Here is a 25,877-nt window from a genome sequence, read left to right on the forward strand (position 1 = left end):
GAGAGTCGAAATTACTCTTCGGATTCCCGTTCCAGCGCCCCCAGATCGTTTAACGATGCTGCGGGGCGTTGTTTCATTCCCCGGGGACCTTTGAACTCCTGTTTGACCGGGAAGTTCGCCTTCACCGCCGCGGGCAGAGGACCGGCTTTACCCAGACAGGCCGACTTTGCGGTCAGAAAGAACAGGTTTTTCGCTTCGTCCTGAAATCCCGGGTCCGCGCCCGAGTGGATTTCTTTTTCGGAACTGACCTTGCCGAACCGGGTTGAGTGAGCCGCCTTCCAGCCCGACTTGATCCAGTTATAGCTCAGGCTGGCGGTTCCCGCTTCATCCAGAATTGCCAGGCTCTTTCCTTCGTGCGTCGTGTAAAGAATATTATTCCGGCAGTCCAGATGCTCGCTCTCTGTTGACAGCCGCACCAGCGTGGTGGAAGCCCGACGCGAAATCATTGTATTGTTATAGAGGAATAGCGTCCCCTTACGGTAGTTCTCTTCTGAGCCGCTGTCACCGCCGTAGTGAATCATCTGCGTGTTCGAATCTTCTTTGCGTTTCACCAGGACATTGCCATACACATACGTGGATCGGTAGCGGGGATCGAAACGGATCGTATCACTCCCCTCGGAATCGACGAGATCGAGCTGCCGGTTGCCGCTTTCAATCCAGTTGTAGCGCACCACCAGGCCGGCGGAGCGATCTTTGAGATTGTTCCCCAGGCAGTTTTCGCGGAGGGGACCAAGGTAGTTCCCCTGAAAGGTGATGCCTGCCGACTCAGTGTAGACGTTGTGCTCATAGTAGCTGTCCGCAATCCCATTGTGATAGATCGCACAGTTTTCGACGAGGATCTCTTTCGAATCGGGGGCGATAAACAGTCCGTTCCCGCAATCGTGCAGATAACAGTTGCGGATCGTGATGTGTTCGCCCTTTTCAATGAAGATCGCCGCGGCGTTCTGGAAATACTTCTGCAGCCCTTCCGAGCTGAAATAAAAGAACGAGGGGCGGGCGCTGCGAATATCGAGGTTTTCGATCACAATGTGCACAGGCATCGTATCTGCCGGATCGCGGGCACCACCGATTTTGATGATCCCCCGCTGTTCGCCCCAGTAGCGCAGCTGCGGCCGCGTCACCGCCCGCCGGCCATCCACAACGGGTAACTCCCCTTTGTCGGAGGGAATCCCTTTGACGACGATCGGCTTGTCTTTCGTGCCGCGTCGGCAGATTACCCATTTGCTGCGGTAAGGCTGCGCCCGCCAGTGAATGCGGACTTCATCGCCTGGTGACAGGCTCTCCCAGGGAACCTTTTCCAGCAATGTGTACTTCTGCTCGGGGCCGACTTCATAAATTTCTGCCCGGCATTCTGCAGCACAGATCAATGTACTGCCAATCACGGTCAGCGAGAGCAGACCATTTAGAATCCAGCTGCGACGGGAAACAGATCCCTGCGGTTGTGATGGATATCGCTGCACGGCAGGGTCTCCCTTCCCGTCCGGTTTGAAATCAGCTCAGACCGGAACGTTTAAGCTCAAACGATGACCGGGGAATGGTCGCTCAGTGAATCTGTGCTGGAACCCACTGCACCGGGCGGTTCTTCTGATGAGGCTGAGCTGAATTAGGAATGGTCGTCGGTGCATACAGCATGGAAGGGGGCACGGAGGACATAGGCTCTTCCGCAGCGGGTGCAGGAGCGGGTTTTCCAATGGCTCCTTTCGGTCCCTGATCGGGGGTTGGCGCAATTTTCTGGGGCACCACGGTTGAGGGCCCTGCTGGAACGCTATTTCCTTCCGGCACAAATCCTTCGTAATAAGTACCTGAATCACCTTCATAAGTTTGGGGAGCCCCATAAGTTTGAGGCATCTCATAGGTCTGGCCGCCTTGAGGACCGCAGGTGGGACAGCTGGACTGAGGAGTAAAGCCTGGTGTGGGGTAGGATTCCATCGGGTAAGTTTCCATCGCCCCTTCATCATAGCCCCCGTAACTGAAGGTACCAGATGCCAGCGTGCTACCCAGTTTCTTGCCAAAGCCATGCTTGCGACAGCCACCGCAGGGATTACAGCTGCCACAGGGATCACAGGTGTTACACGGATCACAGCAGTTGCCGCAAAGCTTTTGCATCCGCTGTGCACGGTGTTTTGAAAGCGAACATCTGATATCATCCATGAATTTAGTGGGGCCATACATCTCACCGCCGCAAATCATGCCTGTGGCTGGATCGTAATATCCCGGCCCGGCGCAGCCAGTTAAAGGCAGACACAGTAAGATACCCACACTCAGTTTCAGTAACGAATTCATTTTGAAAATCCGGTCAATCTCAGTACTTAAAAAAGGATGTCACTCTCGGAATGACAATCAGAGTCCCCTCGGTCGAGAGAACCCTCTGTCTCTAAGATCGACTTTTCAAAATGTTAACCTTTAATGATTATAGGAATTTTAACGATTTAAAAATCAGCTGGTCTTCCGAACTCCCTGATAACCATAAATCATGAAATTCAAACAGATTAGAATCATATGAATGAACCGGAACCGCTTGATCTGAGCAAAATTGGCTTTCTCGCGATGTGGAAATTCGGGGGCCTGACCCCCTGGGATCTGATCCGCCTCTCTGTGAAGGGCTATAACCAGCACCGCCTCAGTGCCCAAAGCGCGCAATTTGCGTACTATGCCGTCTTCACGTTGGTCCCCCTGTTGATGGTCCTGATTGGCTGTGTGGCACAAATGCCCATCCAGGGGCTGATTGTCAGCCTGGAAAATGCCATTAACCAGGGACTGCCTCATGATCTCTCTCAAATGTTGTTCGACCAGATCGCCGACATCCAGAAGAAAACGACAGTCAGTCTGATCATGGGGGGCGTGGTTCTGCTCGCCTGGGGAGGCACACGCCTGTTTCTGACGATGGGCAAAGGACTGGATGCGGTCTTCGAAGTCGATCATCGGCGGACGTTTCTCAAATCCAGCAGCCTGGCTCTGTTATTAACTTTTTTTGTACTGTTCCTGCTGTTACTCTCGATGATCCTGCTGGTGGTCGGTCCCGCGATCGCCCACATATTACTCTCTTATTTCGATATGCCCTGGCTGCGGGTTCTGCTTTCTGCGGGCACACGCTGGTCGGTCGCCTGCGGCTTCATGCTGATCTCCACATCCGTTATTTACTGGGCGGTCCCCAGTGTGAAACTCCCCTGGAAAATTGTCACCCCGGGCAGTCTGTTTGTCGTGGTCAGTTGGGTCGTCATGCTGCTGGGCTTCCGTCTGTATGTCGAAAATTTTGCGCACTACAACGAAACTTATGGCACGCTGGGGGGATTCATTGTGTTACTCGTCTGGCTGTACATGACCGGCGCGATTCTGATGATGGGGGGCGAAATCAACGGGGTCATTTACCGGGCTGCCAAACAGAAGACCGAATCCAGCTTCTGACAAGCGGGTCTGCCACAGCTTCCCCCTACTGTACAGGTCGGGAAATCAGAACGGTTCATTATTGACGAAACCAGAGTGAACTTCCTACAATACATCAACGTTCACTTATTTCTTAGTCGCACTCAGGAGCGAAACCATGTTCCGTGTCGAATTTGGCAACAGCGGCAAATATTGTGACGGTCTCAGCCGTCGTCACTTTCTGCAGGTCGGTGTCGCCGGTATGGGCTCGGCGAGCCTCTCGCAGATTCTTCATGCGAAAGCGAATGCCGCACAGCACGGCATCCCAGCCAAAGACACGTCCGTGATTCTCCTCTGGCTCGATGGCGGGCCCAGTCATATGGACCTGTATGACTTAAAGCCGGAAGCTCCCAGCGAATACAAGGGGATCTGGAATCCGATCCACACGAATGTCCCCGGCATGGACATCACCGAAATGTTTCCGCTGCAGGCGAAATGTGCGGATAAGTTTTCGATCGTCCGCTCCCTGCATCACAACACCGGCGATCACTTTACCGGCGGACACTGGATGCTCACCGGACGGGGCGGCGTCAGTGGGGGCAGCACTCCCGGTCGAAACCCTTCGATCGCTTCGATGGCAACCAAGGTGCTGGGCCCCCGCGACCCAAGCATGCCGGCCTACGTTTCCGTCCCCTACGCCTCCAGTATCGGACTGCGTCCCGGTTATTTCGGCGGCAACTTCCTGGGTGTACAATACGATCCCTTCCAGACCGGTTCCGATCCCAACAACAATAATTTCCAGGTGCAGAACCTGAGCCCGGTCAACGGACTTTCGATCCAGCGTCTCAAAGACCGCAAGGAACTTTTGAAAACCTTTGATCGTCTGCGCAGAGATGTGGACCAGTCGGGCATGCTCGATTCCATGGATCGCCTGGACCAGAAAGCCTACGACATGGTCACCGGGGACCAGGCCCGACAGGCTTTTGACATTAACGCCGAAAACGACAAAATCCGCGACCAGTACGGTCGACACACCTGGGGGCAAAGCGTACTGCTGGCCCGCCGCCTGGTGGAAGCGGGGACGACCTTTGTCACCGTGCACTTCGGTGGCTGGGATCATCACTGGAACCTGCAAAGCGGCATGGACAGCTACCTCCCCCGCGTTGACCAGGCTGTGAGTGCCCTGTTTGAAGATCTCGCGCAACGGGGCTTAAGCGAAAAAGTACTGGTGGTCCTGTGTGGAGAATTCAGCCGAACCCCCCGCATGAACGATGGCGGCAATGGTGGGCCTCCCCTTTCGAAGGGAACTCCCGGCCGCGACCACTGGGGCAATTCCATGTTCTGCCTGCTGGGCGGAGGTGGTGTCAAAGGGGGTCGGATTGTTGGTGCGACCAATCGCCTGGGCGACGCACCCGCAGATCGGCCGGTCCGTCCCGGTCACATTCACCACACGATCTATCGCGTCTTAGGCATGGATCCGGAAATGCACTTCCCGGATCACTCCGGAAGGCCTACGATTGCCATCGATCACGGTGAAGTGATCCATGAACTCTTTTAGTCTCCAGTAACGTCAGCTGATCCGTGTCTCAAGATTCCGCGCTAACCGATTCACCGCAGCAGCCTGCTGGTTCGCACCAGCGCTGGGTCAGTTTCCTACTGGTGACAGGTATGCTCTGCCTGTTCTGGTTCGTAGCACTCCCCCGTATCGCCCGTGTTCCCAGTGTCCGCGCTAAAATTGAACATCTGGAGCAACAAAAGATTGATCCGAGCGCGATGTACTACACGGACTTGGAAAAGATTGAAGATACCGTAAAACAAATCGATGACTTTCACTGCGAACATCCGGACGCTTTGTGGTAAACTGACACGAACGAGCTGATCGAAACCATCACGTGTCTGAAAATAGAGAGCAGCATGGATCAAGTCCCATTTCAGGAAGCGCTCGCCGCATTTCCTTCTTCGCGAGGGAAAACGCTGGCAGAACTCTCGGAGGAAGCCCCAGTGCTGGTCGTCTTCCTCAGGCACGGCGGATGCCCTTTCTGCCGCCAGGTGCTGGCCCAGTTACAATCCCTGTCAGCAGAACTGACAAAACGGGGTCTGCAGCTGGCAATCGTACACATGATGGATCAGCAGCAGGCAAGTCAGTTGCTGGCCCGGTACCAACTGCAGGACGTCCACTCTTTCAGCGATCCGGAACGGAAGCTCTACCAGTTGTTCCAGGTCAAACGGGGCAGTCTCTCTGAAGTCGTGGGACCATCAATCTGGTGGTCCGGTTTTAAGACAACAATCCTCTCCGGTTATCTTCCCGGCATCCCGGGCAAGGATGTGCAGCAACTGGGAGCGGCACTGATTCTTGATAAGGGTCAGATCGTCGCCAGCCACTTCTCACAAAATTCCGCCGACCTGCCCGACTGGGATCAACTGCTGGCCTGCGAACTGCCTCCCCGTTGAAGCCCGCTGATTTCCAATTCCCGGCGAAACCTGCCATAATACGCAGGAACATTAAGATATTGAACTTTTATCCCGTCGCACCACCCTGAATAGAACCGCTCAGAAAGCATATGACACAGGAATTTCCCGAAACGATTAAGACAACCGATCAACTCGAAGAACTGCTCAGCCGCCCGACGCCCGGCGTGATCGATGCCTTGAAACAGACACCCGGCGATCTGATTCTACTGGGTATCGCGGGCAAAATGGGCCCCACACTGGCACAAATGATTCTGCGGGCTGATGCTGCTGCCGGCACCACTCGCCAGGTGATCGGGGTCAGCCGGTTTTCGGATGAATCGAGCCGACAACCCCTCGAAGATCTGGGCATCGAAACCATCAAAGGGGATCTGCTCGACGCCGACTTCATCCAGTGCCTGCCCGATGTTCCCAATGTGATCTACATGGCGGGCATGAAATTCGGGGCGACCGGCAACGAATCGCTGACCTGGGCCATGAATACGTATCTTCCTTCGCTGGTCTGTAACAAGTATCAGCACAGCCGCATCACCGCGTTTTCCACAGGCAACATCTACGGCCTTGTCCCAGCGACCGGTCAGGGCTCAGTGGAAACCGATCAGCCCGATCCGGTCGGTGAATACGCCATGAGCTGCCTGGGCCGGGAACGCATGTTCGAACATTTCAGCCGGACACTGAAAATCCCAATGACCATCATCCGTCTCAACTATGCTGTCGAATGCCGGTATGGTGTGCTCGTCGACCTGGCTCTGCAGGTCCATCAGGAACAGACGATTGATATCTCGATGGGCTACGTGAACGTCATCTGGCAGGGAGATGCGAATGCGATGACACTCTGTTCGCTGCCTGACGCTGCGACACCGCCAGCTTACCTGAATGTCGCCGGTCCCCAGATTCTCAAAGTACGCGAGGTCTGCGAGCGTTTTGGGGAGCTCTTTGGCAAACCGCCACAATTCACAGGCACCGAAGCCGGGGACGCCCTGCTCAATAACGGCCAGTACGGACACGAGCGTTACGGTGCCCCACAGGTCGACGTCGATCAGATCATCCACTGGATCGCCGACTGGATTCAGAACGAAGGCCCACTGCTGGGCAAGCCAACCCACTTCGAATCGCGCAGCGGCAAATTCTAAACAGAGCTGTCTCCCCCATTCTTTTTTGACTCGGAAACGAAACGCCGTGAACCCGTCACTCATCACAGAAACACTGCAACAGGGAACCGCCATCCCGGCACATCCCCTCGCCCTAAATGCCTCCCGCCAGTTGGATGAACGCCGGCAACGTGCGTTATCGCGTTACTACATCGCCAGCGGTGTGGGCGGACTGGCAGTCGGCGTACATACGACCCAGTTTGAGATCCGCCAGCCGGGCATCGATCTGTTTCAGCCAGTGCTGGAACTGGCGGGAGAAGAAATGGACCGGGCTGACGCCTCACGTAATGTTCCCCTGGTTCGCGTCGCAGGGATCTGTGGCCCCACGGAACAGGCCACCCGGGAAGCCAGCCTGGCGCGAGAGACCGGTTATCATTACGGGTTGCTCAGTCTGTCTGCGCTAAAGGAGGCCGATGAGGAGACGCTGATTCAGCATTGTCGCGCCGTCGCCGAGATCATGCCTGTCTTCGGCTTCTATCTGCAACCCGATGTGGGCGGGCGTCTGCTGCCTTATTCGTTCTGGCGGCGTTTCTGCGAAATCGAAAACGTAGCCGCGATCAAGATGGCTCCTTTTAATCGCTATCACACACTGGATGTGATTCGCGCAGTTGCGGAATCGGGCCGCGATGATATTGCCCTCTATACAGGCAACGACGACAACATCGTCCTCGATCTGGTCACCCCGTTTCGCTTTCACTCGAATGGAAAAGTACTGGAACGTCGCATCGCAGGCGGACTACTCGGACACTGGGCCGTCTGGACCAGCCGCGCGGTCGAAATCCTGGACGAATGCCAGCAGGTCGCTGCCTCAGGCAATGCCATTCCCCTCTCCATCCTGCAGTTGAACACCGAAGTCACCGATTGCAACGCGGTCTTCTTCGATGTGGCCAACCGGTTTCAGGGCTGCATTCCCGGCATTCATGAGGTCCTCCGCAGGCAGGGGCTGTTGGAAGGAACCTGGTGTCTGAATCCGGAAGAAACACTGGGCCCAGGACAACTTGCCGAGATCGATCGGATCTATGAATCCTATCCGCACCTCAATGATGACGCCTTTGTTGCCGAGCATCGAGACGACTGGCTCAGTGGCTGACTGCTGCTTCAGACAGAATTGATTCGAGCCCTGCTTGGGCAAATAACTTGAGCCAGATTCCAGGAAAACGGTTCGTAACCCAAGTTTCAGATCGGTCTTGACGATAATAATCATGTCGGGTAATAAGTGCCTCTCCTCAACGGGCCAACCTGCTCAAACGCAATAATTCCCATAAACACAAAATGTAAAAGCATTTAGCGACGAAGGACCGTCAGAATGTTTGATGAGAATATGACTCGGATCCTGCAGGAAGCGGTCAACGAGATGTTAGTCTGGGTTGGCTTCGGCACCCTGGTAGGACTGGCAGCCAAAGCGATTATGCCCGGAAAAGATCCGGGAGGGGCCGTCGCCACCATGTTGATGGGTATCGGCGGCAGTGTGGTCGGCTGCGGCACCCTGATGTTTTTCTGGGACGGTGCCCGCGTGACCCCGATCAGTTCGATCGGCTTTCTGGCAGCAACAGGCGGTGCCTTCATCCTGCTCTTCTTCTATCGCATGCTGGCAGGTTCCTTTTTTACCGAAGCCGAAGATGGCGAACGCTGGCTTCATCGCCGCCGCCGTCGCCGCCGTGCCCGTGGTCTGGCCGACGAAACCTACTGAGATCCGTAGAGAACTCCCGGTCAGCAATCGTCCAGGCTCTTCTTTTTCTGCATGATTAGGAATACAGTTACGAGTGTACGCCTCTGCCAAACGGGGCAATGATTTAACTCGGGTAATCTATTAAAACGCGTTGACAAAGACGCGTATGTCCACCAGAATCACATGCTAACATCTGCTCAGTTTCTGCGATCGCCAGAGTACTGATGACAAGTTATACCTCTGAGGACATTTGATGAAAGCGTTAGCTCCCCACGAAGCAGATCCGAACTGGTTTCTGCTGGCGAAACTCTTATTTGGTATCGCTCTGGTTATCGGAGCACCGTTTCTCGTTAAACCGACCATCTCCAAGTACAACGAAGCCAGACAAAGCGCGAACTGGCCACAAACCGAAGCAGAAATCACACAATCAGAGGTCAAGACTGGTCAAAATCGCGCAAAGCCTGCGTGGACTCCTGTCGTTTCGTATCGCTATTCGGTTGATGGAAAACCCTATACGAGTTCAAAAATTGCCTTTCGTAGTTTTGAGACTCCCATTCCATCCCACGCCGAAGAGGTCGTCGAGAAATACCCGGTTGGTTCGAAGCACCCGGTATTCTATTCTCCGGAAGACCATTCCAAAGCGGTTCTCGAAAAAGGAACAAACTGGCTCGTCATCCTCGCTTTGTTTTTCCCTCTGCTGTTTCTGGCCTGGGGAGGCTATATCACGTATGACAATTTTATTTTTCTGCGTGCCCGTTTGAGCCAACCGAAGAAAAAGAAGAAGAAAAAACGAGCTCAGACAAGTACAACTTCCTCTCCCAATTCGGCTTTGAAACGACGCAGACGACGCATCAGAAAGAACCAGGACGGTGGTTAACCGCGTTTTTGATTAAGCTGAAGAGCTGTGGAACCCGATCAAATCATTCTGTTGGGAATTGGCAGGGCCCCGGAGCCTTCGATTTTCCGGTTCTCGCTTGCAATACATAACCTAATAATCTATATACTCTTAAAGTCATGGCCGAGTGGCGGAATTGGCAGACGCATGGGACTTAAAATCCCAGGTCCGTAAAGGGCGTGCGGGTTCGAGTCCCGCCTCGGCTATTACTGTTTTTCCCTCCTGTTCATTGCAGCATCCGATCTGACGTTGTCTGCGATCCCTCCTTCGCGTGTTTCCTGATTCTTCACCATATACTGCATCCGGGCACTGGCTCTGATCCGTTATATAAATCGGGGTTTATCAAAAACCCAAAACCAGACATAATGCTCTGCATATATGAAATCAGGTTCTGTCCCGAACTGATATTTCCACTGAAATGAGCTCTCTTCAAGCTGATTCCAAGGCAACGGATCAGATTGAGATAGCCGTGACCTGATACGCTGGACGTCGATTCGAATTGAACCAGCGCTCTGAATCACAGTACAGGACGTGCAACCAGCAAATGGAATTTACCAGAATCAGGTATGACAAGCAGCATGACCACCTGCGCGCATTGAATCAGTCCGCCAGTCTGATTCAGATCAATGAGCAACTGAGCCAGGAGATCATTCAACACAAACAGACTTCCGAGAAACTGCAACAGTCGGTTAAACGGACCTGGGATATTCTCAACAGCCTGTTTGTATTTGTCGGCGTCTATTCGCTCGACGGAATTCTGCAGGAAGCGAATCGGGCACCACTGGAAGCAGCCGGTCTGCAACCTGCTGATGTGATCGGGAAACCGTTCTGGGAAACTTACTGGTGGTCCTATTCCGCCGCCGTGCAGGAAAAACTGAAACGGTCGCTCCGCGAGGCTGCCCGGGGAAGAACCATCCGCTACGACACGACAGCGCGACTGTCGGAGAACCGGTTCATCGATCTGGATATCACCTTTGGTCCACTCTATGACTCCGCAGGAGAGATTATCCAGTTGATTGGCTCTGCTGTGGATATCACAGAACGTCTGGCCGCCGAAAAACGGGAAGCAGAGAAGTCGACTCAACTGCAGAACATTCTGAAAGTCAATCCGGACCTCTATTTCCATCTCAATTACCAGGGAGTTTTAGTTGGTTTTGTGAATGAAAAAAACCAGCATCATTTTCTGGCGGTCGAAACGGTCCAGCAGCGACACATCTACGAAATCTTTCCCCCCGCTGTCGCCAGTCAGTTTGAATCAGCGATTCAGGAAACGATCCAATCAGAAGCAGCCACCACCTTTGAATACGCACTCGAACTGCAGCAGCAGTCACGCTGGTTTCAGGCCCGGCTGCTACCCTGCCAGCCGGAAGAGCTGCTGGTGATCATTCAGGATATTACCCAGAAAAAAACCGCGGAAATCAGGCTACAACACGTGCATGCCCGACTCACCGAAGCACAGCGTCAGGCACACATCGGCAGTTGGGAGTGGAATCCGCGTGAGAACTCGCTCTGGTGGTCAGAAGAAATCTACCGCATTCTGGGCCTGGGAGATCCTGACTTGCTGCCTACCACTCAGACTTTCATGGAAATGGTTCATGAAGAAGACCGCGAACTGGTCGCCCGCGTGATTACCAACACGCTGGAAAATAATCTGCCTTTCAGCTTCGAACACCGCATTGTCCGTCCCCAGGGTGAAGTCCGTCACGTTCATCTGCAGGCAGGCCTGAAAGCAGATCCACAGGCAGGCAGTCAGCTGATGTATGGGACCATACAGGATATCACAGAAAAACAGGAAGCCAGCCGGATTGCTCAGGAATACCGGGACGAACTGGCACACGTCTCGCGACTGATTGTCAAAGGCGAACTGATCGCCGGGCTCTCACATGAACTGAATCAGCCTCTGACGGCAATCGCCAATTATTGCGGTGCCATGAAAACCCTGATGGAACAGGGACACGATGTCAGTGAATTGCGCGACAAGATTGAGGGGCAGGCTCTGCGTTCCGGAGAAATCATCCGCAGGCTGAAAGCGTTTTCACAGAAACAGCAGCAGCGATTTCTCTTCAACATTCATGACAGCATCCGTAGCGCACTACAGATGATCAATTACCAGATTCGATTGAAACAGATCGAAGTCAAAACCTGCTATAAGAATAAATTCACAACCGTCTATGCGGATCGCGTGCAGATCGAGCAGGTTCTGGTGAACCTCTTCAAAAACGCGGTAGAAGCCATGGAACACATGCCCTCTCCCAGGACACTGACGGTTTCAACCACGTCGACTCCGGACAAAATGATTCAGATCTCTGTCTCGGATACCGGATGTGGCGTTCCGGAACACTTCAGAAGCAAGCTCTTCACTCCCTTTGCCACGAGTAAGAAAACCGGTCTCGGGATCGGTCTGTCACTCAGCCGCTCGCTGATCCATGCTGCTGACGGGAAAATGTGGTTTCTCCCCAACACACGCAAAGGCGCCAGCTTTTACATCCAGCTCCCAGCCTCCCAGAAGCTGCCGGAGTGAGTACCCTCCTGCTTGCCAGAAGAGAAAAAGGCCTCTCGATCTGCCCTTTCAACCTGCAAATTCTCAGGTATGATTCAGCTGCAGGACTGCCCTGGCGGGGAGGTAGCGTTGAACCATTTCAAACAGCACATCAAACTTAACCGGCTTGCTCAGATAATCCGTGCATCCGGCTGTGAGGCATTTTTCCCGGTCAGAGACGAGGGCGTGTGCAGTAATTGCAATCACCGGAATCTGAATTTCCTGTTCCCTGAGCAGCTGCACTGCCTCATACCCGCTCATCACGGGCATCTGCATATCCATCAAAATCAGGTCAAACGCCTTGTTCTGCTCTACGGCTGCATTCACTTGCTCTACAGCTTCTTTGCCGTTCGATGCCGTTTTCACTTCCAGCCCCATCTTATTCAACAGATACGTAAATAAGCGGCGTATCTCCGGCGTATCGTCAACCAGTAAAATCGTCCCCTGATTCTCACGTCGAAGCTGCAGATTCTCTTCCGCTGAGAGCCCGCTGTCCGCGTTTTCAGAATTGAACCGGAAGCCGAGTTCCTGCCCCGCCTGCAGATCGACTTCAGATCCCACATTGAGCGTCACTGAAAAGACGCTTCCCCGATTCAATGCCGACTGGACCCGCAGGTTCCCTCCCAACAGTTGGACCAGTTTGTGACTCAACGTCAATCCCAGTCCGGTACCCCCGTAATTTCTGGAGGTCGAACTGTCAGCCTGGGTGAACGGCTCAAAAATATGTTTCAGTTTTTCCGCAGGAATCCCGATTCCCGTATCTGCAACACTGAACTGCAGAATTCGATCCTGCCGGGATTGAGAACACATGCGGACTTCCAGCTCGATCCGCCCCTCTGAAGTAAACTTAACTGCGTTACTGACCAGGTTCGCCAGGACCTGCTTCAATCTGCCCGGGTCCGTCTGGATCGTCTCCGGCAGAGACTCCTGATAGTGTGCCTGCAGACTGAGTCCTTTCTGTGATGCCCGGGGCTGATATTCGTCGATCACTTCCTGAAGAATTCGAATGGGCGAGCATCTCACTTTCCGGACTTCAAAGTCTCCCATTTCAATCTTGGAAAGATCCAGAATATCATTGATGACCTGCAACAGATGAGAACCATTGTTCTGAATGATTTCGATCAGCTCCAGGTTCTCATGGTTACCGGGATTTTCCTTTAAGATGTCGGTATAGCCCAGAATGGCCGTCATGGGTGTTCGTATTTCATGGCTCATGTTGGCCAGGAATTCACTTTTGGCCTGATTGGCACGCTCGACGATGCTCATAGCTGATTTGAGCTGAAAGTCTTTACGCTTCATCTCTCTGCGGGACTGCTTGAGCCGCTCTACGTATTCGTCGAGCTTGTTTTGCGATTTTCGCTGCTCGCTGATGTCTTTGAAAACACCAATGAAATGAATCTGATCCTGGGGATCATCAACCTCCCGCAGGGTCAGCTCAATGGGAAAGCAGGAACCATCCTTGCGTTTTCCCATCATGTTTTGTGACGGCCCGGTTTCAGCTCCCAGGCACTCGACAATATAATGATCGAACTGTTCCAGACTGGATTCTGAGATCAGATGACGGATATTCTGCCCTGTTGCGTCTTCACGCTTCCATCCAAACAGATCACAGATTGATTTCGTGGCAGCTAAAATATCGCCACTTTCATCGACAGCGACAGAGGCATCAAGACTCATATTTAAAAGCTGTTCGGCAAAGTGATGCTCAACGGATTTCACTTGTCTGGATGTCATTACAGGCCCTTCAGTCTGGCAGGTTGCTAGTACGCTTTTTTACAATTTCCCCTTCAAATAGCTCAGCTTGCGAAAGACCCCTGTTTCTTAACACTCACTGATTTGAGTTAAATATCCTGATATCGCGTTTTATCGACTTTAGACTGATCAAAATCGATGGGGGAATCCCCCCATTGGCCTGCCAGATAATACAAATCAGTTCAAGGACACGGGGGATAAAGGCTTGAAGGAATGAGGGTTAGCGTGCACAGACTTGACTTTGGTGCAAAAGACATTTTGATCTGTAAAGTCAGGTACAGGCTTCGATCTGAATCAGTTTCTCAAAACAATACGATTCAGGAGAGGATGTCAGCTGCCATTCTCATGTTTCTGATAACCGGGCAGGTCTTTGATTTTATACAGGATATGCACAATATCCGTCGCACTTGAGATCCCCAACTTATTCAAAACATTGGCTTTATGCTTTTCCATGGTGCGATAGCTGATCGACATGGTATTCGCGATCTGTTTTCCGGCCTGTCCGTCTGCAATCAGATGAAAGACCTGTTTTTCACGACGGGTTAAACCCTGATAGAGTCTCAGATATTCCTGACTGTTCGCATCAGTCAGATTTCCATCCTGGTCCAGTTGAGATTTCGCATATTCGATCGCTTTAATGCATTTGTCTTTCTCAAACGGCTTTTCCAGGTAATCACAGGCACCTAACTTCACTGCAGATACCGCTTTCTCAATATCTCCATAAGCGCTCATCATCACCACTGGGTAAAACAGACGCTGCTTGCGAATCAGTTCCATCGATTCAATTCCGCAGATTTCCGGCATCACCAGATCGATCAAAATACAACCGGGAATCGTATTTTCATTCGATTCCAGAAAAGCATACACATTATCGAACGTTTTAACATCGTAACCAGAAGTTAAGAGCAGTGTTGCAATTGAATCCAGTACGTCGAGATCATCATCGATCACATACACAACAAAATCGTTCATTCGGTCCTCTAATAAAGTGTGGCTTTCCTAAGTTGTTAACGCATCTCGATTAGAGTCGTAGAAACAATGCACTCAATTTCAACCACCTCGCAGGATGTTTTCCGTGTCGCCAAATCACAATTCATCAAACCCAGGGTGTGAGTCGTGATTCCTCTGAGGACAACATCGGAGAATCCCGGGATGATCAGAGTCTCCGTCCCACCGGGAATCCAAACTGCGCTTGCAGCCTATGTTTACTTTATTATCTTTATATCCTCTATCTACTCGTAATCAACAAAGGCAAGAGCTCATCATTTTCTTCAAGTTTTTGAAACAGAGATACTTGCAGATTTTTTTAACTAGATCAAGCGGTACCAAATTTCAGTGTGGATCTGTATCAGCGCATAGACGAGTACCGAGTGACCGATTGACAGTAGATTTATGGGTGAGGGGATGGAGGTCTGAGGAGACGATCCCTCGTCTCGAACTCTGCTTTATTAGTGTGACTGAAATCCATAGTGTGACTGAAATCCATCAGTCTCAAAAAAAAGCCTTACCATTCAGCAAAAAATCACGTTCCCGGGAAACCTGATATCAGGAATGCTGGCTAAAACAGGAATGACCGTTCTAAGTTAACTCGTTTCATTGGCAACTTTCCTGAATTGGAGTCAGAGGCATGAATCTGGCTGTAATACATATAAATATACCACGTATACACACCCTATTCCATACGTTTTACCCATCTTAAACTTCTGATTCAACATTGAGGTAAATACTCTACGTGAAATTGGGTAATATCCTCCATTTTTATTTTATTTCGAGAGGGCGATAGACGATTAAGTGACAGACCCCCAAATCAAGTAGCGAAAAGCGAATGATTTTAATTCACAGCAGGAACGTAAAATGAAAATACTGATTGTCGATGAAATCGGGTTCATACGTCAGAGTTTGAACCAGAAACTGTCCCGCCACAATTTTGACACGGTAGCCGCAGAGAGCGGGGAAGAAGCACTCGCCATTCTGAAAACAGATTTTTCCGTTGATGCCGTGCTCACCAGCCTTTTCCTGCCTTCGATGAATGCCATCGATCTCTATAAAGCTGCTTCGAAAATCGAACGTTTTAATGATGAAGGTGTGATACCGCCACTCAACTTTTTTCTCATGGTGACCCGGGAACACGGAACCTCTTCTCCCAAGATGAAAGAATTGACACGCGATGCCTTAGCCATCGGTTTTAAAGATCTGCTGATCAAACCGATCGATACGGAATTGCTGGTCAGTAAGCTGAAAGGTTCTGTGCGCGGTCAGGAAAAAAAATCTGAGCCAGTGGAGCCACAACCAGTCATGGCTGCTGCTTCCAGTTCCACAGAAGAGTCCAGGCCGAGCCCCAAGCGGATTGATGGACTGGCCGTCATGCAGAACAGTCTGCATGCGCTCAAAAAGGAAATGTGCGAATCGATCGATATTCTGCTGGAAGAGGTCACCCGCAAGACCAGCAAATAAGGCAGCCTGCGATCGCTCTGCGATTCCAGTCAGACTTAAGAAAGATCACTGTCGGCATTGTGCGGGAGGCTGGCTGACCAGATCCCGCAATGCTTCGCGAACGCGGATCATCTGCTCCTGATTCATCTTCAAGTAACGGTCCCGTCCCAGTTCCACTGGCTGGAATTTCAGAAAACCGTCATCCTCAACGGTCACCCGTCCCGGTTCGGAGAGTGTGAAATACCCGTCCTCCGGTCGTACCGCATACAGTACACTGGTCAGATCCCAGCTGGGTCGATCATGCTCAGGACCACTGTGCAGCAGGTAGGCTTCCCGGACGATATGATGCTTCCGGTAACCAAAGTCCCGGGCGATGCTTTCACGGGGGTATCGAACTGCGATTCCAATTTCAAACCCGCTCCAGATCACAGGCACCTCCCGGGGCCATTGTCGGACAAACCGCTGCATCGATTTGATTCCGTTCCGAATGTTCGCTTCCAGGAAATGCCGGTTTCCGTCGATCGGTTCAAACGCCCCGGCCATTACGGAAACCAGGCGAACCTTCTGCCGGACCAGTTCCGCACCACTCAAAGGGCTGATCTCATCCGCCCCCGATTCCACCAGATCGGCGAGATTTGCTGCCAGCCCAACCTGGATCAGCACCACAGAATGATCGGGCTGCGACATCAGTGTTTTACGCAATACGGTCACCGCGTCCGGTAAATCCTCGTTGGAAAGCACATCATGCGGATAGCGCCATTTCGCTTCCTCTTTTTCATTCACCAGTTTCAGATAGCGACTCTCACGACGCTGGGCATCCCGTGTCACCCCGATCGGAATCTCACCACGGCCATAAAACGTATTCACAGCATCGGTAAACGGTCCCGTTAACGGGTTGATCTTGGAAATGGTGACAGCCAGCAGATCACATTCTCCCCGATCAGACAGGGTATGCAGCATGGCCAGTGCGAGTACATCATCCACATCCCCGGAGATGTCAGTATCGAAAATCACTCGCACCGGTTCTCTGGCAACAGCGCTGCCGGAGATCAGCAGTAGAGCCAGCACAATTCCATAAATCTGTTTGAAACTCATTCCGTTAACCATTCATTTCGTTGAATAACATATTTTAACATCACGTCCGCTGACACATTTCACCATGGGCGAGCTACTTTTTCTGCTGCTGTCTCGCCCGGCTCTCCATAATCCGCTGCAACTTGCGCTGCTCAGCAGCCATCGCTTCATCAGTAACATGTGCCGGCTTTACCGGAGTGCGAACCACATCCTCCTCCTGGGGAATCGTACGCAGTTTGAGACTGCGATACCAGACTGGATCCCCATGATCCTGCAGAAACAATGGAGCTCCCCGGTCTGACAGCCGTCCACCCCGGTTGGCTAATAACGCCACGTGCCAGGCATAACGGGGATCGGTGTAATCAAAGTCAATCACCTTTTTGCCATTCAACCAGTGTTGAATGACCGTCCCCTTACAGTAAATCCGTCCCTGATTCCACTCGCCCACCGGACGTGTTGCATCTTCTGAGGGAGGCATGCAGAAATAGAGCGAGGCCGCACTCGTGCGGGGATTTTTCCCATCCGCATGCTTCTGATTATCGAGAATCTGATACTCGTATTGCCCCGGACGATAATAAATACCGCTGTTACTCCCCGCACCGACTTTCCATTCGAACATCAGTTCGAAGTCATCCGGCAGAGGCTGCTTGCCATAGGTCAGACTCCCTCCCTTACCGGAACGGGTTATCACCCCATCTTGGACCTGCCAGTTTCCGCTCTGCTCCCAGCCTTTGAGGTCTTTCCCGTTGAACAGCAGCTCAAAGCCCTGCTGCTGTTCCTGTTTAGTCAACTGATTCGGAATCGCAGGCTCTGCGGCACATCCCCACGAACAGATTTGTAACACACACAAGCAGGCCAGGATCGTTCTCGGCTGTAATACATTCATTTTGAGTCCTCAGTTCCATTTATTTCATTTGTCAGTCAATTGTTTTAACATTGCCAGCACCTGCTCTGTGATTTTCACTGACGCATCCACCTCCAGATAACTCCAGCTGGATCGCCAGGTCTCGTATCCCTGCAGCAGATGTTGTTCCGGTGTCGGCAGGTAACCGTTATAGCCGTTGGCCAGCGCAATCACAAAAGTCGGCTTCAGTGGACTTTTCTGTTTGATCTCCAGACCGATCTCCGCAAACACTTCACAGGGAATGGCCACGATCCCCAGGTCGCCGATCCGTAAAGCCTGCAGCTTCAGATTCACGCTGGCCGGTCCCTGATCAATGTTCAATGTCTCGCGGGCATAGACTTCATTAGTCGTCAGATGCTCTGGATTCTTTGCCTCGTCCAGCAGCTGTTTCGCATATTTGACTTCGTCCGCGTTCGGCTTGCGGATCCCCAGATCCAGCGTGCGTTCTTCCATCGCGATCGAGACATCTCTGCGGTACTTCAACGACTTGACCGCCTGGTAAGTCCGGTCTGCAATCACTTTCGCGACCGCAGTAATGCGTTCAAACACCCCCGCCCGCGGACGAGGTTCTCTGAAATTAATGTTATTGATATCGCCACTGGAACCGTTGGACATGATCCCCACAAATGTCTCATCGCCCCCCAGTCGCTGTTTGATCTGTCGTGCGAACTCGCCGAAATAGTCGGCAGAGACCTGGTTCGGCGGCAGTCCTCCCACGTAATGCAGTGAGTAATTCGCCAGCAGCGCCAGCGGTCGCCCGTCGGTGTGCTGTACTGACAGAATGGAGATGTCCGGATCCGTGGGACCAGCCGGTTTGATCAACAGGTCACTCCCCCGGGGTGGATTCATACGCACCTTGTCGGTCGTCTTCCCGAACGGATTGGGCTTGATCCCTCCCTCTTTCACATACCAGCGTCGATTGTTGACCTCCCCCGGTTCCGGCACCACCGTCCAGGCAATCTGAGCTGGGGCCAGTTGTGACTCGGCTTTGATGATCGCCTGCGCAATACTCTCTGTCAGAAACTGCACATATTCAGGGCTCGGTTTGCATTGTGCCAGCCGTGTCACCGCGGGAGCGGTGTGCGTATGCGTCGCAGAGGTCAGCATGTGACTGGTGGGAATCCCGGTTTTCCGCGAAGCGATTGCTTTCGCATTATCAAAAATTTCCCGTGAAATCAGACAGATATCACAGACCACAAACGCCACTCTCGTATTACCGCTCTGTAACACCAGCGCCCGCGCGTGCAAGGTGTCGTGCGCCGAGGTCGCCTGCCGGTCCTGAAAGCTCCCCACCATGGAAACCGGGTACTTCGGTGGATTGATATTCACCTTTGCCGCCCCTGCCTGCAATTGTTCATCGGCTGCATCAGCGACCGACAGCGGGAGACAGAATAACAAAGTGAACGTCAGCAGCAGACGATACATGACAAGACTCCTGTAACAGTGAGATTATTTGTCCGGTTGAGGCGTCGCGGACTGTGTGACATCTTTCTTCCAGGCTTTAAAAGCGGCCTGCATTTTGGTAACACGCTGAGACTGTTCTTCAGCCAGATTTTGTGATTCTGACAGATCTGATTTGAGGTTGAACAGCGCCACCGGTGTTTTGCGTTCCTGATTCAACACCAGTTTCCATGGTCCCTGGCGGACTGCAGAGCGACCATTGTAATCCCAGAAAACATTTCGCGGCTGCAGTTGTTTTTTCTCAGTTAATAACCCAGCCAGGCTGACGCCGTCCAGCTGATGACCTGCGGGAACGCGGGCTCGTGCCAGTTCCAGAATCGTCGGCATGACATCAATGCTGATTACCGTCTGATCACAGACCGTTCCTGATGGGATCTGCCCCGGCCAGCAGGCGATGGCCGGCACGCGATGGCCGCCCTCCCAGACACTCCCTTTAAAGCCGCGCAACGCACCATTGGAACCTTTATTGTTAGCCCCATTATCCGACAGGAAGAAGATAAATGTATTGTCGGTCAGGTTCAGTTCTTCGAGTACCGAAACGACTTTGCCAATGCCCTGGTCCATTTCGGTATTCATTTCCCGATAGGCATTCGCGATATCCTGACGCTTGGCAGCTTTGATCTCACCGCCCCCCTCTTTCCGCATCGGTTTGTCATGCGGCCCCTGGTAGGGATAGTGCACCGCTTCGTGCGCAATATAAACTAAGAAAGGCTGCTCGTGCTGCTCACGAATAAACTTGACAGCGTGATCAGTAATCAGATGTGTGGAATACCCCTGCTCCTCCCGGTTGAGTTCTGGACCATGCCACCAGTCGAATACGCCGGTTTGATCGAGGTGCGCGAAATAGTCTACGTTCCCGCTGACATACCCCACAAACTGCTGAAAGCCGCGAAAGGTCGGATTGTATTGCCGTTGATAGCCCAGATGCCATTTGCCGAACATCCCCGTCCGATAGCCTGCGTCCAGCAGACATTGTCCCAGTGTGACTTCGGTCTTCTGCAGACCATGATGCCGATTCTTTTTCGGGTCGGCGTAAACGACACCATCGATGCCCGCCCGCTGCTGGTAACGTCCGGTCAACAGCCCCGCCCGTGTCGGACTGCAGACGGCGCCGCTGGAATGGAAGTCGGTAAACTTCATGCCGCGCTGCGCCAGTTTATCGAGGTGGGGTGTCTGACAATTCTGGCTGCCGTAACAGCTCAGGTCGCCATATCCCAGATCGTCGGCCATGATCAGTACGATATTGGGACGCTCTGATTTTTTCTCAGCCACAGCCAGAGCAGGAAACAGACACAGAAACGTAAACAGGGTCAGTATCGATTTGAGCAAGAGCGCACCTCTCAATCAGTGAAAGCAGATTATCTTCAGCAAAGCCTGTCGCTCTGGTTCTATAATTGATCAACTCACAAGAGGATCGAACGCACGCGCGGACTTCACCATTGCTTTATTAGACTGCAGAGAGAGACTGAAATCAATCTCACACCGGAATGTGGTACGGTTCAGGCAAACAGTTCGTGCATAACCCGACCATGGGGCACCAGCATCGTGGGCCGTCCTGTGTTGGTGTAATACTCTTTCAGGGGATCGATGCCCAGTGAATGATAGATGGTAGCGGCGATGTCATCCGGTTTGATCTCGGTCTGGTCATCCGGCGCATCACCGGCTTTCGTAGTGCCGCCGATAAACTGTCCCGGCTTCACGCCTCCTCCAGTCATCAGACACCAGTTCACCCGCGGATAGTGATCGCGGCCCGCATTTTCGTTGATCTTGGGAGTCCGTCCGAATTCGCCCATGATCACCACCAGCGTCCGCTCCCAGAGCCCCTTCTGTTTGAGCATCTCCAGCCCTGCAGTCATCCCCGCATCCAGCGGAGGCAGCAGACGACGATGCCCGGCAAAGTTTTCGGTGTGTGTGTCCCACCCCTGGTAGGTCACGGTTACGAAAGGCACCCCATACTCAATCAGGCGACAGCCCAGAAAGACTGACTGGCTGAATTCATCCGCGGCAAACAGTTGACGAAGCTTTGGTGATTCCTGCTCAACGTCAAACGCGGCCCGGGCCCGTTTCGAAGTAATCATATGATAGGCCTGGGAACCAAACTGATCCAGCGCATCCAGCAACTGGCTCTCGGTCTGTTCCCCTTTAAACCGACGGTCCAGTTTGTTGAGCAGTTGCTGCCGCTGATTGACTTTCTCCAGTGTCAGTCCCTCGGGCAGTGAGATTCCCCGCACCTGAAAGGGCTGGCCCGGTCGGGGAACGGTATTCGTTTTAAAGGGTGCATAAGCATCTCCCATGTAACCGGCGTTCCACTCCGTCTTGGGAATTGCGACATAGCCGGGCAAATCGGGGCGGCTGGGAATCTCTTTCGTGATCACGGAACCGAGCGAAGGATAGATCAACGCAGGCACAGGACGATTTCCGGTCGAAATCCAGGACTGCCCCTGGGGATGCGCCCCCGCGGAATGGGAAATACCGCGCAGCAACGTGAATTGATCAGCCACTTTCGCGTATTTCGGCAGATACTCACAGACCTGATGCCCCGGGACGCAGGTTTCAATCGACTTGAACTCGCCCTGGGTTTCTGCCGGTGCTTCCGGTTTCATGTCCAGCGTATCCAGATGCGACACCCCTCCCGCCAGGTTCAGAAACAGCACTGCATCCGCTGACGATTTCTTACGGTCGGACGTTTCCGCCTGGGCGGCTGACAGTTTAAGGAAGTCGGGCAAAGAAAGGCCCAGTCCTCCCAGGAACCCTGCCTGTAAGACATCACGTCGCTTGATCTGTTTTTGATGTTTCATATTCTAGTCCTTATGCAATCCGGGGATCGCAAATCGCCTCGCTCAATGATTCGTAATGAATTCCTGCGTGTTGAGCAGCGCCCACATCAGGTCCTGGAGACCTTCCTGAATCGTTTTCGTCGATTGCAGATATTCCAGGCTGTCTTTCAATTCTGATTCTTCCGGCAGACGGGAGAGCGTACGCAGGTAAGCTTCCCGGACCAGCTCTTTTCGAGCCGCTTCATCCAATATTTTCTGTTTCACTTCGGTAATCCAGCCGTCCGGACGGGTCAGCTGGCTCAGCATCTCTGCATCGTTGCGTACATAGAGAGACTGGAGCAGTGTCGGTTCATCCTGGCGTTCACAGTCACAGTTGGTTGTCCTGAGCGGTTTGCCGAAGACCAGCAGTGAAAAATCGATCGACCGTGCCTGAAACGAAAGCGGATGCTGCGTAATCTTGCGCCCGTCCATTTTACTGACATGCTGCTGTAGTTTCTTTTCTCCTGCCGTCGCCTGCTGAATGGCATCAATGGCCACTTCCGCCGGCAGTCTCCTCAAAACAGCATGACTGAAATTCCGCGTATCTTTTCGATTGGTCGGATTCGGTCGCCAACTGAGCTGATAGGTCCGGCTGTTGGCAATCGTGCGATGCAGCCACTTCATGTCGTAGCCACTCTCGATGAAACCCGCCACCAGGTAATCCAGCAACGCCTTGTTACTCGGGGGGTTTGCCTGATTCAGATCGTCCGGCGGATTGATAATGCCCACGTTGAAGTAATGCGCCCAGATCCGGTTCACAAACGCTTTTGCGAAGTAATGATTTGGCTCCTTGAGCATCCACGCCATCAGGACTTCTCGCGGATCCTGCATCTGACTGATGTCGAGCTCTTCGCCCCCCAGCAGTTTGGCGATCTGCTCTTTCCCTTTCGCGGGTTCAATGTAAACCTCACGCCAGGGAATCGGACGTCCCTCGGCAGCGATCCGCAGATAACTCTGTCTGCGCAGTGCCGCGGTATTCAGTTTCACGGGGACCCCCAGCATATTCCGCGTCTGCTCATGCAGCACCTGAGCATCAGGGGGCACACCGAATTTAATCCGCGTGAAAAACTCGGTGAATTGTTTGAAATCCTGCTGCGACCATTCATCGAAGGGATGCTTGTGACACTGGGCACAATCGAGACGCATTCCCAGAAACGTATAACCAAAGGCGAGTGCCTTGTCGGAGGGAACGGTCATATTGGAACGCGCCCAGTAGTGGGGCATCGAATTATCCAGCGCCGTGAAGTCGGCCCGGTCCTTGATACTGGTGAACTCGCTCTGCTGGGCCATAAACTCTTCGAAAGTCTGTCCCGGCAGACGACTCGTTCCCAGGATGATCCCCGCCACAATCTTGTCCCAACCCACATTGTCTTCCACCCGGCGGCGAATCCAGGCATTCCACTGACCGGCCACCGGCTGCGCCATTTCAGTTCCGCCCAGATAGCCGGCGTTACTCCCCGTCAGGTCAGACAGCTTCAAGCTCCACCAGGCCACGTAGCCGGGCCGCGCGAGCAGTTCTTCAATCTTCTGGCTGCGTTTCTCAGTGGAAGGATCTTTGAGGAAATCGCGTATCTCATCCGGCGTCGGCAGCGTCCCCGTCATATCCAGGCTGACACGTCTTAAAAATTCTTCATCCGTACACAACCCGGATGGCTGGATGCCCAGCTTCTGCAGTTTGGCGAGCACATGCCGGTCGACGACGGTCGGCGTCGATACTTCAGGATATTCGCCCGGCTGATATTCCCGTACCGGCTGCAGCACCTGCGTGGAAAAGATCCCGTTATCGTAATAGGAAATGACGTACGTATCGCCGGGCGCTTTCGCCTGAATCAGACCTTCGGGCGTCACTTCAGCCACACTATCGTCTTTGGACTCAAAACGGGTCAGACAAGTCACATCTTCGCGCGTGCCATCCGACCAGACGGCGATCGCCTTCAACGCCGCCGACTCTCCCTTTTTCTTAAAGACGATCTGCCGGGGTGTCACATCCAGTCGCACGAAGCGGGGACCGTCCGCGCTGACAGAAGCAGCGCCTGCTGCAATCCAGTCGTGCAACAACTGTTGTTCCCAACCACCGGGGGGCAGTCGCAGGCCTCCTTCATGTTCGTCCTCCGAAGTCGGCTTATTCAGAACCAGGCTGTCTTTGGGCTTCTCTTTGTTAATCCGTTCCAGCAGGTTGTCATGATCCAGCTTGAAGTCATAGCCGAACATCGACAGTTGAAATCCGCCCCGCCCCTGGAACGAGCCGTGACAGTTCCGACTGTTGCATCCCAGTCGGCCCAGCAGCGGAATCACATGCTGCTGAAAATCGGGGACCAGTTTCTCACCCGCTTTGATCCGTTCTCGAATCGGCGCCAGCACCGGCTGTTCCGCAACGGTCGTCTGCTGCTGCAAATCATTCAGCGCCGCCAGAGTCGCTGCGGCAGATTCCTCATCTGCAAACACATTTGTCTTCGCGAGCTGTTTTCTGAGTACTGACAGAGCTTGAGAATTCAGTCCCGTATGATAGACTTCCAGCCCCTTGAGACTGGTCAGTTTCGCCAATGAGTCAGCTGCTGTGGGAACCAGCGGGCAGCGATTGAGACAGAGATGCTCCAGCGCGGGTAACTGCAGTTCGGACAGGCGCGTTCCCGTGACCTGAGTCCGCGCGAGATATAATGTCTTCAACTGTTGCAATTCACTGAGTGACGCGAAACCGGCATCGCTGACCTGCGTTCCGGAGAGCAGCAGGACTTCCAGCTGCTTGAGACCTGTGAGATGTGCCAGCCCCTGATCGGTGATCTTCGTATTGCGCAGTGACAATACTTTGAGCTGCTGCAGTTGCGAGAGTTGTTGCAGTCCCTCGTCCGTAATCTGCGTTTGATCCAGATAGAGTCGTTCCAGTCGACTCAGTTTCTTCAGGTTCTTCAAACCTGCATCCGTGACCCTTGATTCCGAGAGCAGCAGCGTATCCAGGTTGGTCAGATTCTGGATATGGGGCAGCACTTCATCCCCCAGCTGGGGACAGACCAGTGCCAGGTAATCCAGCTGATGAAACTGTGCGAGATGCGCGACTTTTTCCGGGGTGACATGCGGCTTACTCAGCCGTACCAGGCGGACTGTGCCGTCTTTGTTCTGCTGCAGATTGGTATAAAACCCTCGCAGCCCCTTAATGGCCAGTGCTTCGGGTGTCTGTGCTACAAGCGGTGCTTCCGTTTCCGCTGCACCAACCTGCAGGGGAAAGAGGAGCAGCATCAGAAACCACAGAGAAACGATCTGACGTCGAACGTGCATTCAGCACCTCATCGCAGGGACCGGGTAAGGTGTTTAGTGAGCCGCTTGCATAAACACAATCTAATACGTCGCGCCTCT

At 53.0% G+C, this 25,877-nt stretch carries 20 protein-coding genes and 1 tRNA gene; 11 read left to right on the forward strand and 10 right to left on the reverse strand.

Annotated elements, in window-relative coordinates:
• Nucleotides 1-11: 11 nt before the first annotated feature.
• Nucleotides 12-1,460, reverse strand: a complete 1,449-nt coding sequence (locus Enr10x_RS17390) for a right-handed parallel beta-helix repeat-containing protein (protein WP_145450821.1) — start codon at nt 1,458-1,460, stop codon at nt 12-14.
• Between the two features lie 82 nt (nt 1,461-1,542).
• Nucleotides 1,543-2,283, reverse strand: coding sequence for a hypothetical protein (locus Enr10x_RS17395; protein WP_145450822.1), 741 nt, complete (start codon nt 2,281-2,283; stop codon nt 1,543-1,545).
• Between the two features lie 216 nt (nt 2,284-2,499).
• On the opposite strand from Enr10x_RS17395, the gene Enr10x_RS17400 reads away from it, so the two are divergent.
• From Enr10x_RS17400 to Enr10x_RS17445, 10 genes are all read left to right on the forward strand, one after another.
• Complete coding sequence (locus Enr10x_RS17400) at nt 2,500-3,405, forward strand: YihY/virulence factor BrkB family protein (protein ID WP_145110562.1); 906 nt, start codon at nt 2,500-2,502, stop codon at nt 3,403-3,405.
• A gap of 136 nt (nt 3,406-3,541) precedes the next feature.
• Complete coding sequence (locus Enr10x_RS17405; protein ID WP_145110565.1) at nt 3,542-4,921, forward strand: DUF1501 domain-containing protein; 1,380 nt, start codon at nt 3,542-3,544, stop codon at nt 4,919-4,921.
• A 23-nt stretch (nt 4,922-4,944) separates the two neighbouring features.
• Nucleotides 4,945-5,223 (forward strand): hypothetical protein, encoded by a 279-nt coding sequence (locus Enr10x_RS17410; RefSeq protein ID WP_197996071.1) that lies wholly within the window; start codon nt 4,945-4,947, stop codon nt 5,221-5,223.
• Between the two features lie 54 nt (nt 5,224-5,277).
• Nucleotides 5,278-5,814, forward strand: a complete 537-nt coding sequence (locus tag Enr10x_RS17415; protein ID WP_145110568.1) for a SelL-related redox protein — start codon at nt 5,278-5,280, stop codon at nt 5,812-5,814.
• 110 nt (nt 5,815-5,924) lie between these two features.
• On the forward strand, nt 5,925-6,965 hold the full coding sequence (locus Enr10x_RS17420; protein ID WP_145110571.1) for an NAD-dependent epimerase/dehydratase family protein: 1,041 nt from the start codon (nt 5,925-5,927) through the stop codon (nt 6,963-6,965).
• A gap of 46 nt (nt 6,966-7,011) precedes the next feature.
• Entirely contained in the window at nt 7,012-8,073 is a 1,062-nt protein-coding gene (locus Enr10x_RS17425; RefSeq protein WP_145110574.1) for a dihydrodipicolinate synthase family protein, read from the forward strand.
• 216 nt (nt 8,074-8,289) lie between these two features.
• Complete coding sequence (locus Enr10x_RS17430; RefSeq protein WP_145110577.1) at nt 8,290-8,673, forward strand: GlsB/YeaQ/YmgE family stress response membrane protein; 384 nt, start codon at nt 8,290-8,292, stop codon at nt 8,671-8,673.
• Between the two features lie 232 nt (nt 8,674-8,905).
• Nucleotides 8,906-9,529: a DUF3592 domain-containing protein gene (locus tag Enr10x_RS17435; RefSeq protein ID WP_145110580.1), complete on the forward strand. Its 624-nt coding sequence runs from the start codon at nt 8,906-8,908 to the stop codon at nt 9,527-9,529.
• 139 nt (nt 9,530-9,668) lie between these two features.
• Nucleotides 9,669-9,753 (forward strand) — tRNA-Leu (locus Enr10x_RS17440).
• 338 nt (nt 9,754-10,091) lie between these two features.
• Nucleotides 10,092-12,068 (forward strand): PAS domain-containing sensor histidine kinase, encoded by a 1,977-nt coding sequence (locus Enr10x_RS17445; RefSeq protein ID WP_145450823.1) that lies wholly within the window; start codon nt 10,092-10,094, stop codon nt 12,066-12,068.
• A gap of 63 nt (nt 12,069-12,131) precedes the next feature.
• Here the strand turns inward: Enr10x_RS17445 and Enr10x_RS17450 are convergent, their stop codons facing one another.
• Nucleotides 12,132-13,820: a hybrid sensor histidine kinase/response regulator gene (locus tag Enr10x_RS17450; RefSeq protein ID WP_145450824.1), complete on the reverse strand. Its 1,689-nt coding sequence runs from the start codon at nt 13,818-13,820 to the stop codon at nt 12,132-12,134.
• Between the two features lie 348 nt (nt 13,821-14,168).
• Nucleotides 14,169-14,810 carry a response regulator transcription factor gene (locus Enr10x_RS17455; protein ID WP_145110589.1) on the reverse strand — a complete coding sequence of 214 codons (642 nt, stop codon included), beginning with the start codon at nt 14,808-14,810 and terminating at the stop codon, nt 14,169-14,171.
• A gap of 882 nt (nt 14,811-15,692) precedes the next feature.
• On the opposite strand from Enr10x_RS17455, the gene Enr10x_RS17460 reads away from it, so the two are divergent.
• Entirely contained in the window at nt 15,693-16,292 is a 600-nt protein-coding gene (locus Enr10x_RS17460; RefSeq protein ID WP_145110592.1) for a response regulator, read from the forward strand.
• A 45-nt stretch (nt 16,293-16,337) separates the two neighbouring features.
• On the opposite strand, the gene Enr10x_RS17465 is transcribed toward Enr10x_RS17460, so the two are convergent.
• From Enr10x_RS17465 to Enr10x_RS17490, 6 genes are all read right to left on the reverse strand, one after another.
• A complete protein-coding gene (locus Enr10x_RS17465) occupies nt 16,338-17,366 on the reverse strand; it encodes a nucleoside hydrolase (protein ID WP_145110595.1) in 1,029 nt (342 codons plus the stop codon).
• 73 nt (nt 17,367-17,439) lie between these two features.
• Complete coding sequence (locus Enr10x_RS17470) at nt 17,440-18,231, reverse strand: 3-keto-disaccharide hydrolase (protein ID WP_145110598.1); 792 nt, start codon at nt 18,229-18,231, stop codon at nt 17,440-17,442.
• A 24-nt stretch (nt 18,232-18,255) separates the two neighbouring features.
• On the reverse strand, nt 18,256-19,674 hold the full coding sequence (locus Enr10x_RS17475; protein WP_145110601.1) for a neutral/alkaline non-lysosomal ceramidase N-terminal domain-containing protein: 1,419 nt from the start codon (nt 19,672-19,674) through the stop codon (nt 18,256-18,258).
• Nucleotides 19,675-19,698: 24 nt separating this feature from the next.
• Nucleotides 19,699-21,039 carry a sulfatase-like hydrolase/transferase gene (locus tag Enr10x_RS17480; RefSeq protein ID WP_232093035.1) on the reverse strand — a complete coding sequence of 447 codons (1,341 nt, stop codon included), beginning with the start codon at nt 21,037-21,039 and terminating at the stop codon, nt 19,699-19,701.
• A 170-nt stretch (nt 21,040-21,209) separates the two neighbouring features.
• The gene (locus Enr10x_RS17485; RefSeq protein ID WP_145110604.1) at nt 21,210-22,508 is read right to left on the reverse strand and encodes a DUF1501 domain-containing protein; all 1,299 of its coding nucleotides are present in this window, start codon (nt 22,506-22,508) and stop codon (nt 21,210-21,212) included.
• 42 nt (nt 22,509-22,550) lie between these two features.
• Nucleotides 22,551-25,799, reverse strand: a complete 3,249-nt coding sequence (locus Enr10x_RS17490; protein WP_145110607.1) for a DUF1549 domain-containing protein — start codon at nt 25,797-25,799, stop codon at nt 22,551-22,553.
• Nucleotides 25,800-25,877: the final 78 nt, after the last annotated feature.

The sequence above is a fragment of the Gimesia panareensis genome (assembly GCF_007748155.1).
Lineage (GTDB): Bacteria > Planctomycetota > Planctomycetia > Planctomycetales > Planctomycetaceae > Gimesia > Gimesia panareensis.

What these genes read in the sequence shown, in the direction of transcription:
- Enr10x_RS17460 (WP_145110592.1), top strand. Translation starts at nt 15,693, where the DNA reads ATGAAAATACTGATTGTCGATGAAATCGGGTTCATACGTCAGAGTTTG.
- Enr10x_RS17450 (WP_145450824.1), bottom strand. Translation starts at nt 13,820, where the DNA reads ATGACATCCAGACAAGTGAAATCCGTTGAGCATCACTTTGCCGAACAG.
- Enr10x_RS17395 (WP_145450822.1), bottom strand. Translation starts at nt 2,283, where the DNA reads ATGAATTCGTTACTGAAACTGAGTGTGGGTATCTTACTGTGTCTGCCT.
- Enr10x_RS17420 (WP_145110571.1), top strand. Translation starts at nt 5,925, where the DNA reads ATGACACAGGAATTTCCCGAAACGATTAAGACAACCGATCAACTCGAA.
- Enr10x_RS17475 (WP_145110601.1), bottom strand. Translation starts at nt 19,674, where the DNA reads ATGTATCGTCTGCTGCTGACGTTCACTTTGTTATTCTGTCTCCCGCTG.
- Enr10x_RS17485 (WP_145110604.1), bottom strand. Translation starts at nt 22,508, where the DNA reads ATGAAACATCAAAAACAGATCAAGCGACGTGATGTCTTACAGGCAGGG.
- Enr10x_RS17415 (WP_145110568.1), top strand. Translation starts at nt 5,278, where the DNA reads ATGGATCAAGTCCCATTTCAGGAAGCGCTCGCCGCATTTCCTTCTTCG.
- Enr10x_RS17470 (WP_145110598.1), bottom strand. Translation starts at nt 18,231, where the DNA reads ATGAATGTATTACAGCCGAGAACGATCCTGGCCTGCTTGTGTGTGTTA.
- Enr10x_RS17430 (WP_145110577.1), top strand. Translation starts at nt 8,290, where the DNA reads ATGTTTGATGAGAATATGACTCGGATCCTGCAGGAAGCGGTCAACGAG.
- Enr10x_RS17405 (WP_145110565.1), top strand. Translation starts at nt 3,542, where the DNA reads ATGTTCCGTGTCGAATTTGGCAACAGCGGCAAATATTGTGACGGTCTC.
- Enr10x_RS17455 (WP_145110589.1), bottom strand. Translation starts at nt 14,810, where the DNA reads ATGAACGATTTTGTTGTGTATGTGATCGATGATGATCTCGACGTACTG.
- Enr10x_RS17465 (WP_145110595.1), bottom strand. Translation starts at nt 17,366, where the DNA reads ATGAGTTTCAAACAGATTTATGGAATTGTGCTGGCTCTACTGCTGATC.
- Enr10x_RS17490 (WP_145110607.1), bottom strand. Translation starts at nt 25,799, where the DNA reads ATGCACGTTCGACGTCAGATCGTTTCTCTGTGGTTTCTGATGCTGCTC.
- Enr10x_RS17445 (WP_145450823.1), top strand. Translation starts at nt 10,092, where the DNA reads ATGGAATTTACCAGAATCAGGTATGACAAGCAGCATGACCACCTGCGC.
- Enr10x_RS17400 (WP_145110562.1), top strand. Translation starts at nt 2,500, where the DNA reads ATGAATGAACCGGAACCGCTTGATCTGAGCAAAATTGGCTTTCTCGCG.
- Enr10x_RS17435 (WP_145110580.1), top strand. Translation starts at nt 8,906, where the DNA reads ATGAAAGCGTTAGCTCCCCACGAAGCAGATCCGAACTGGTTTCTGCTG.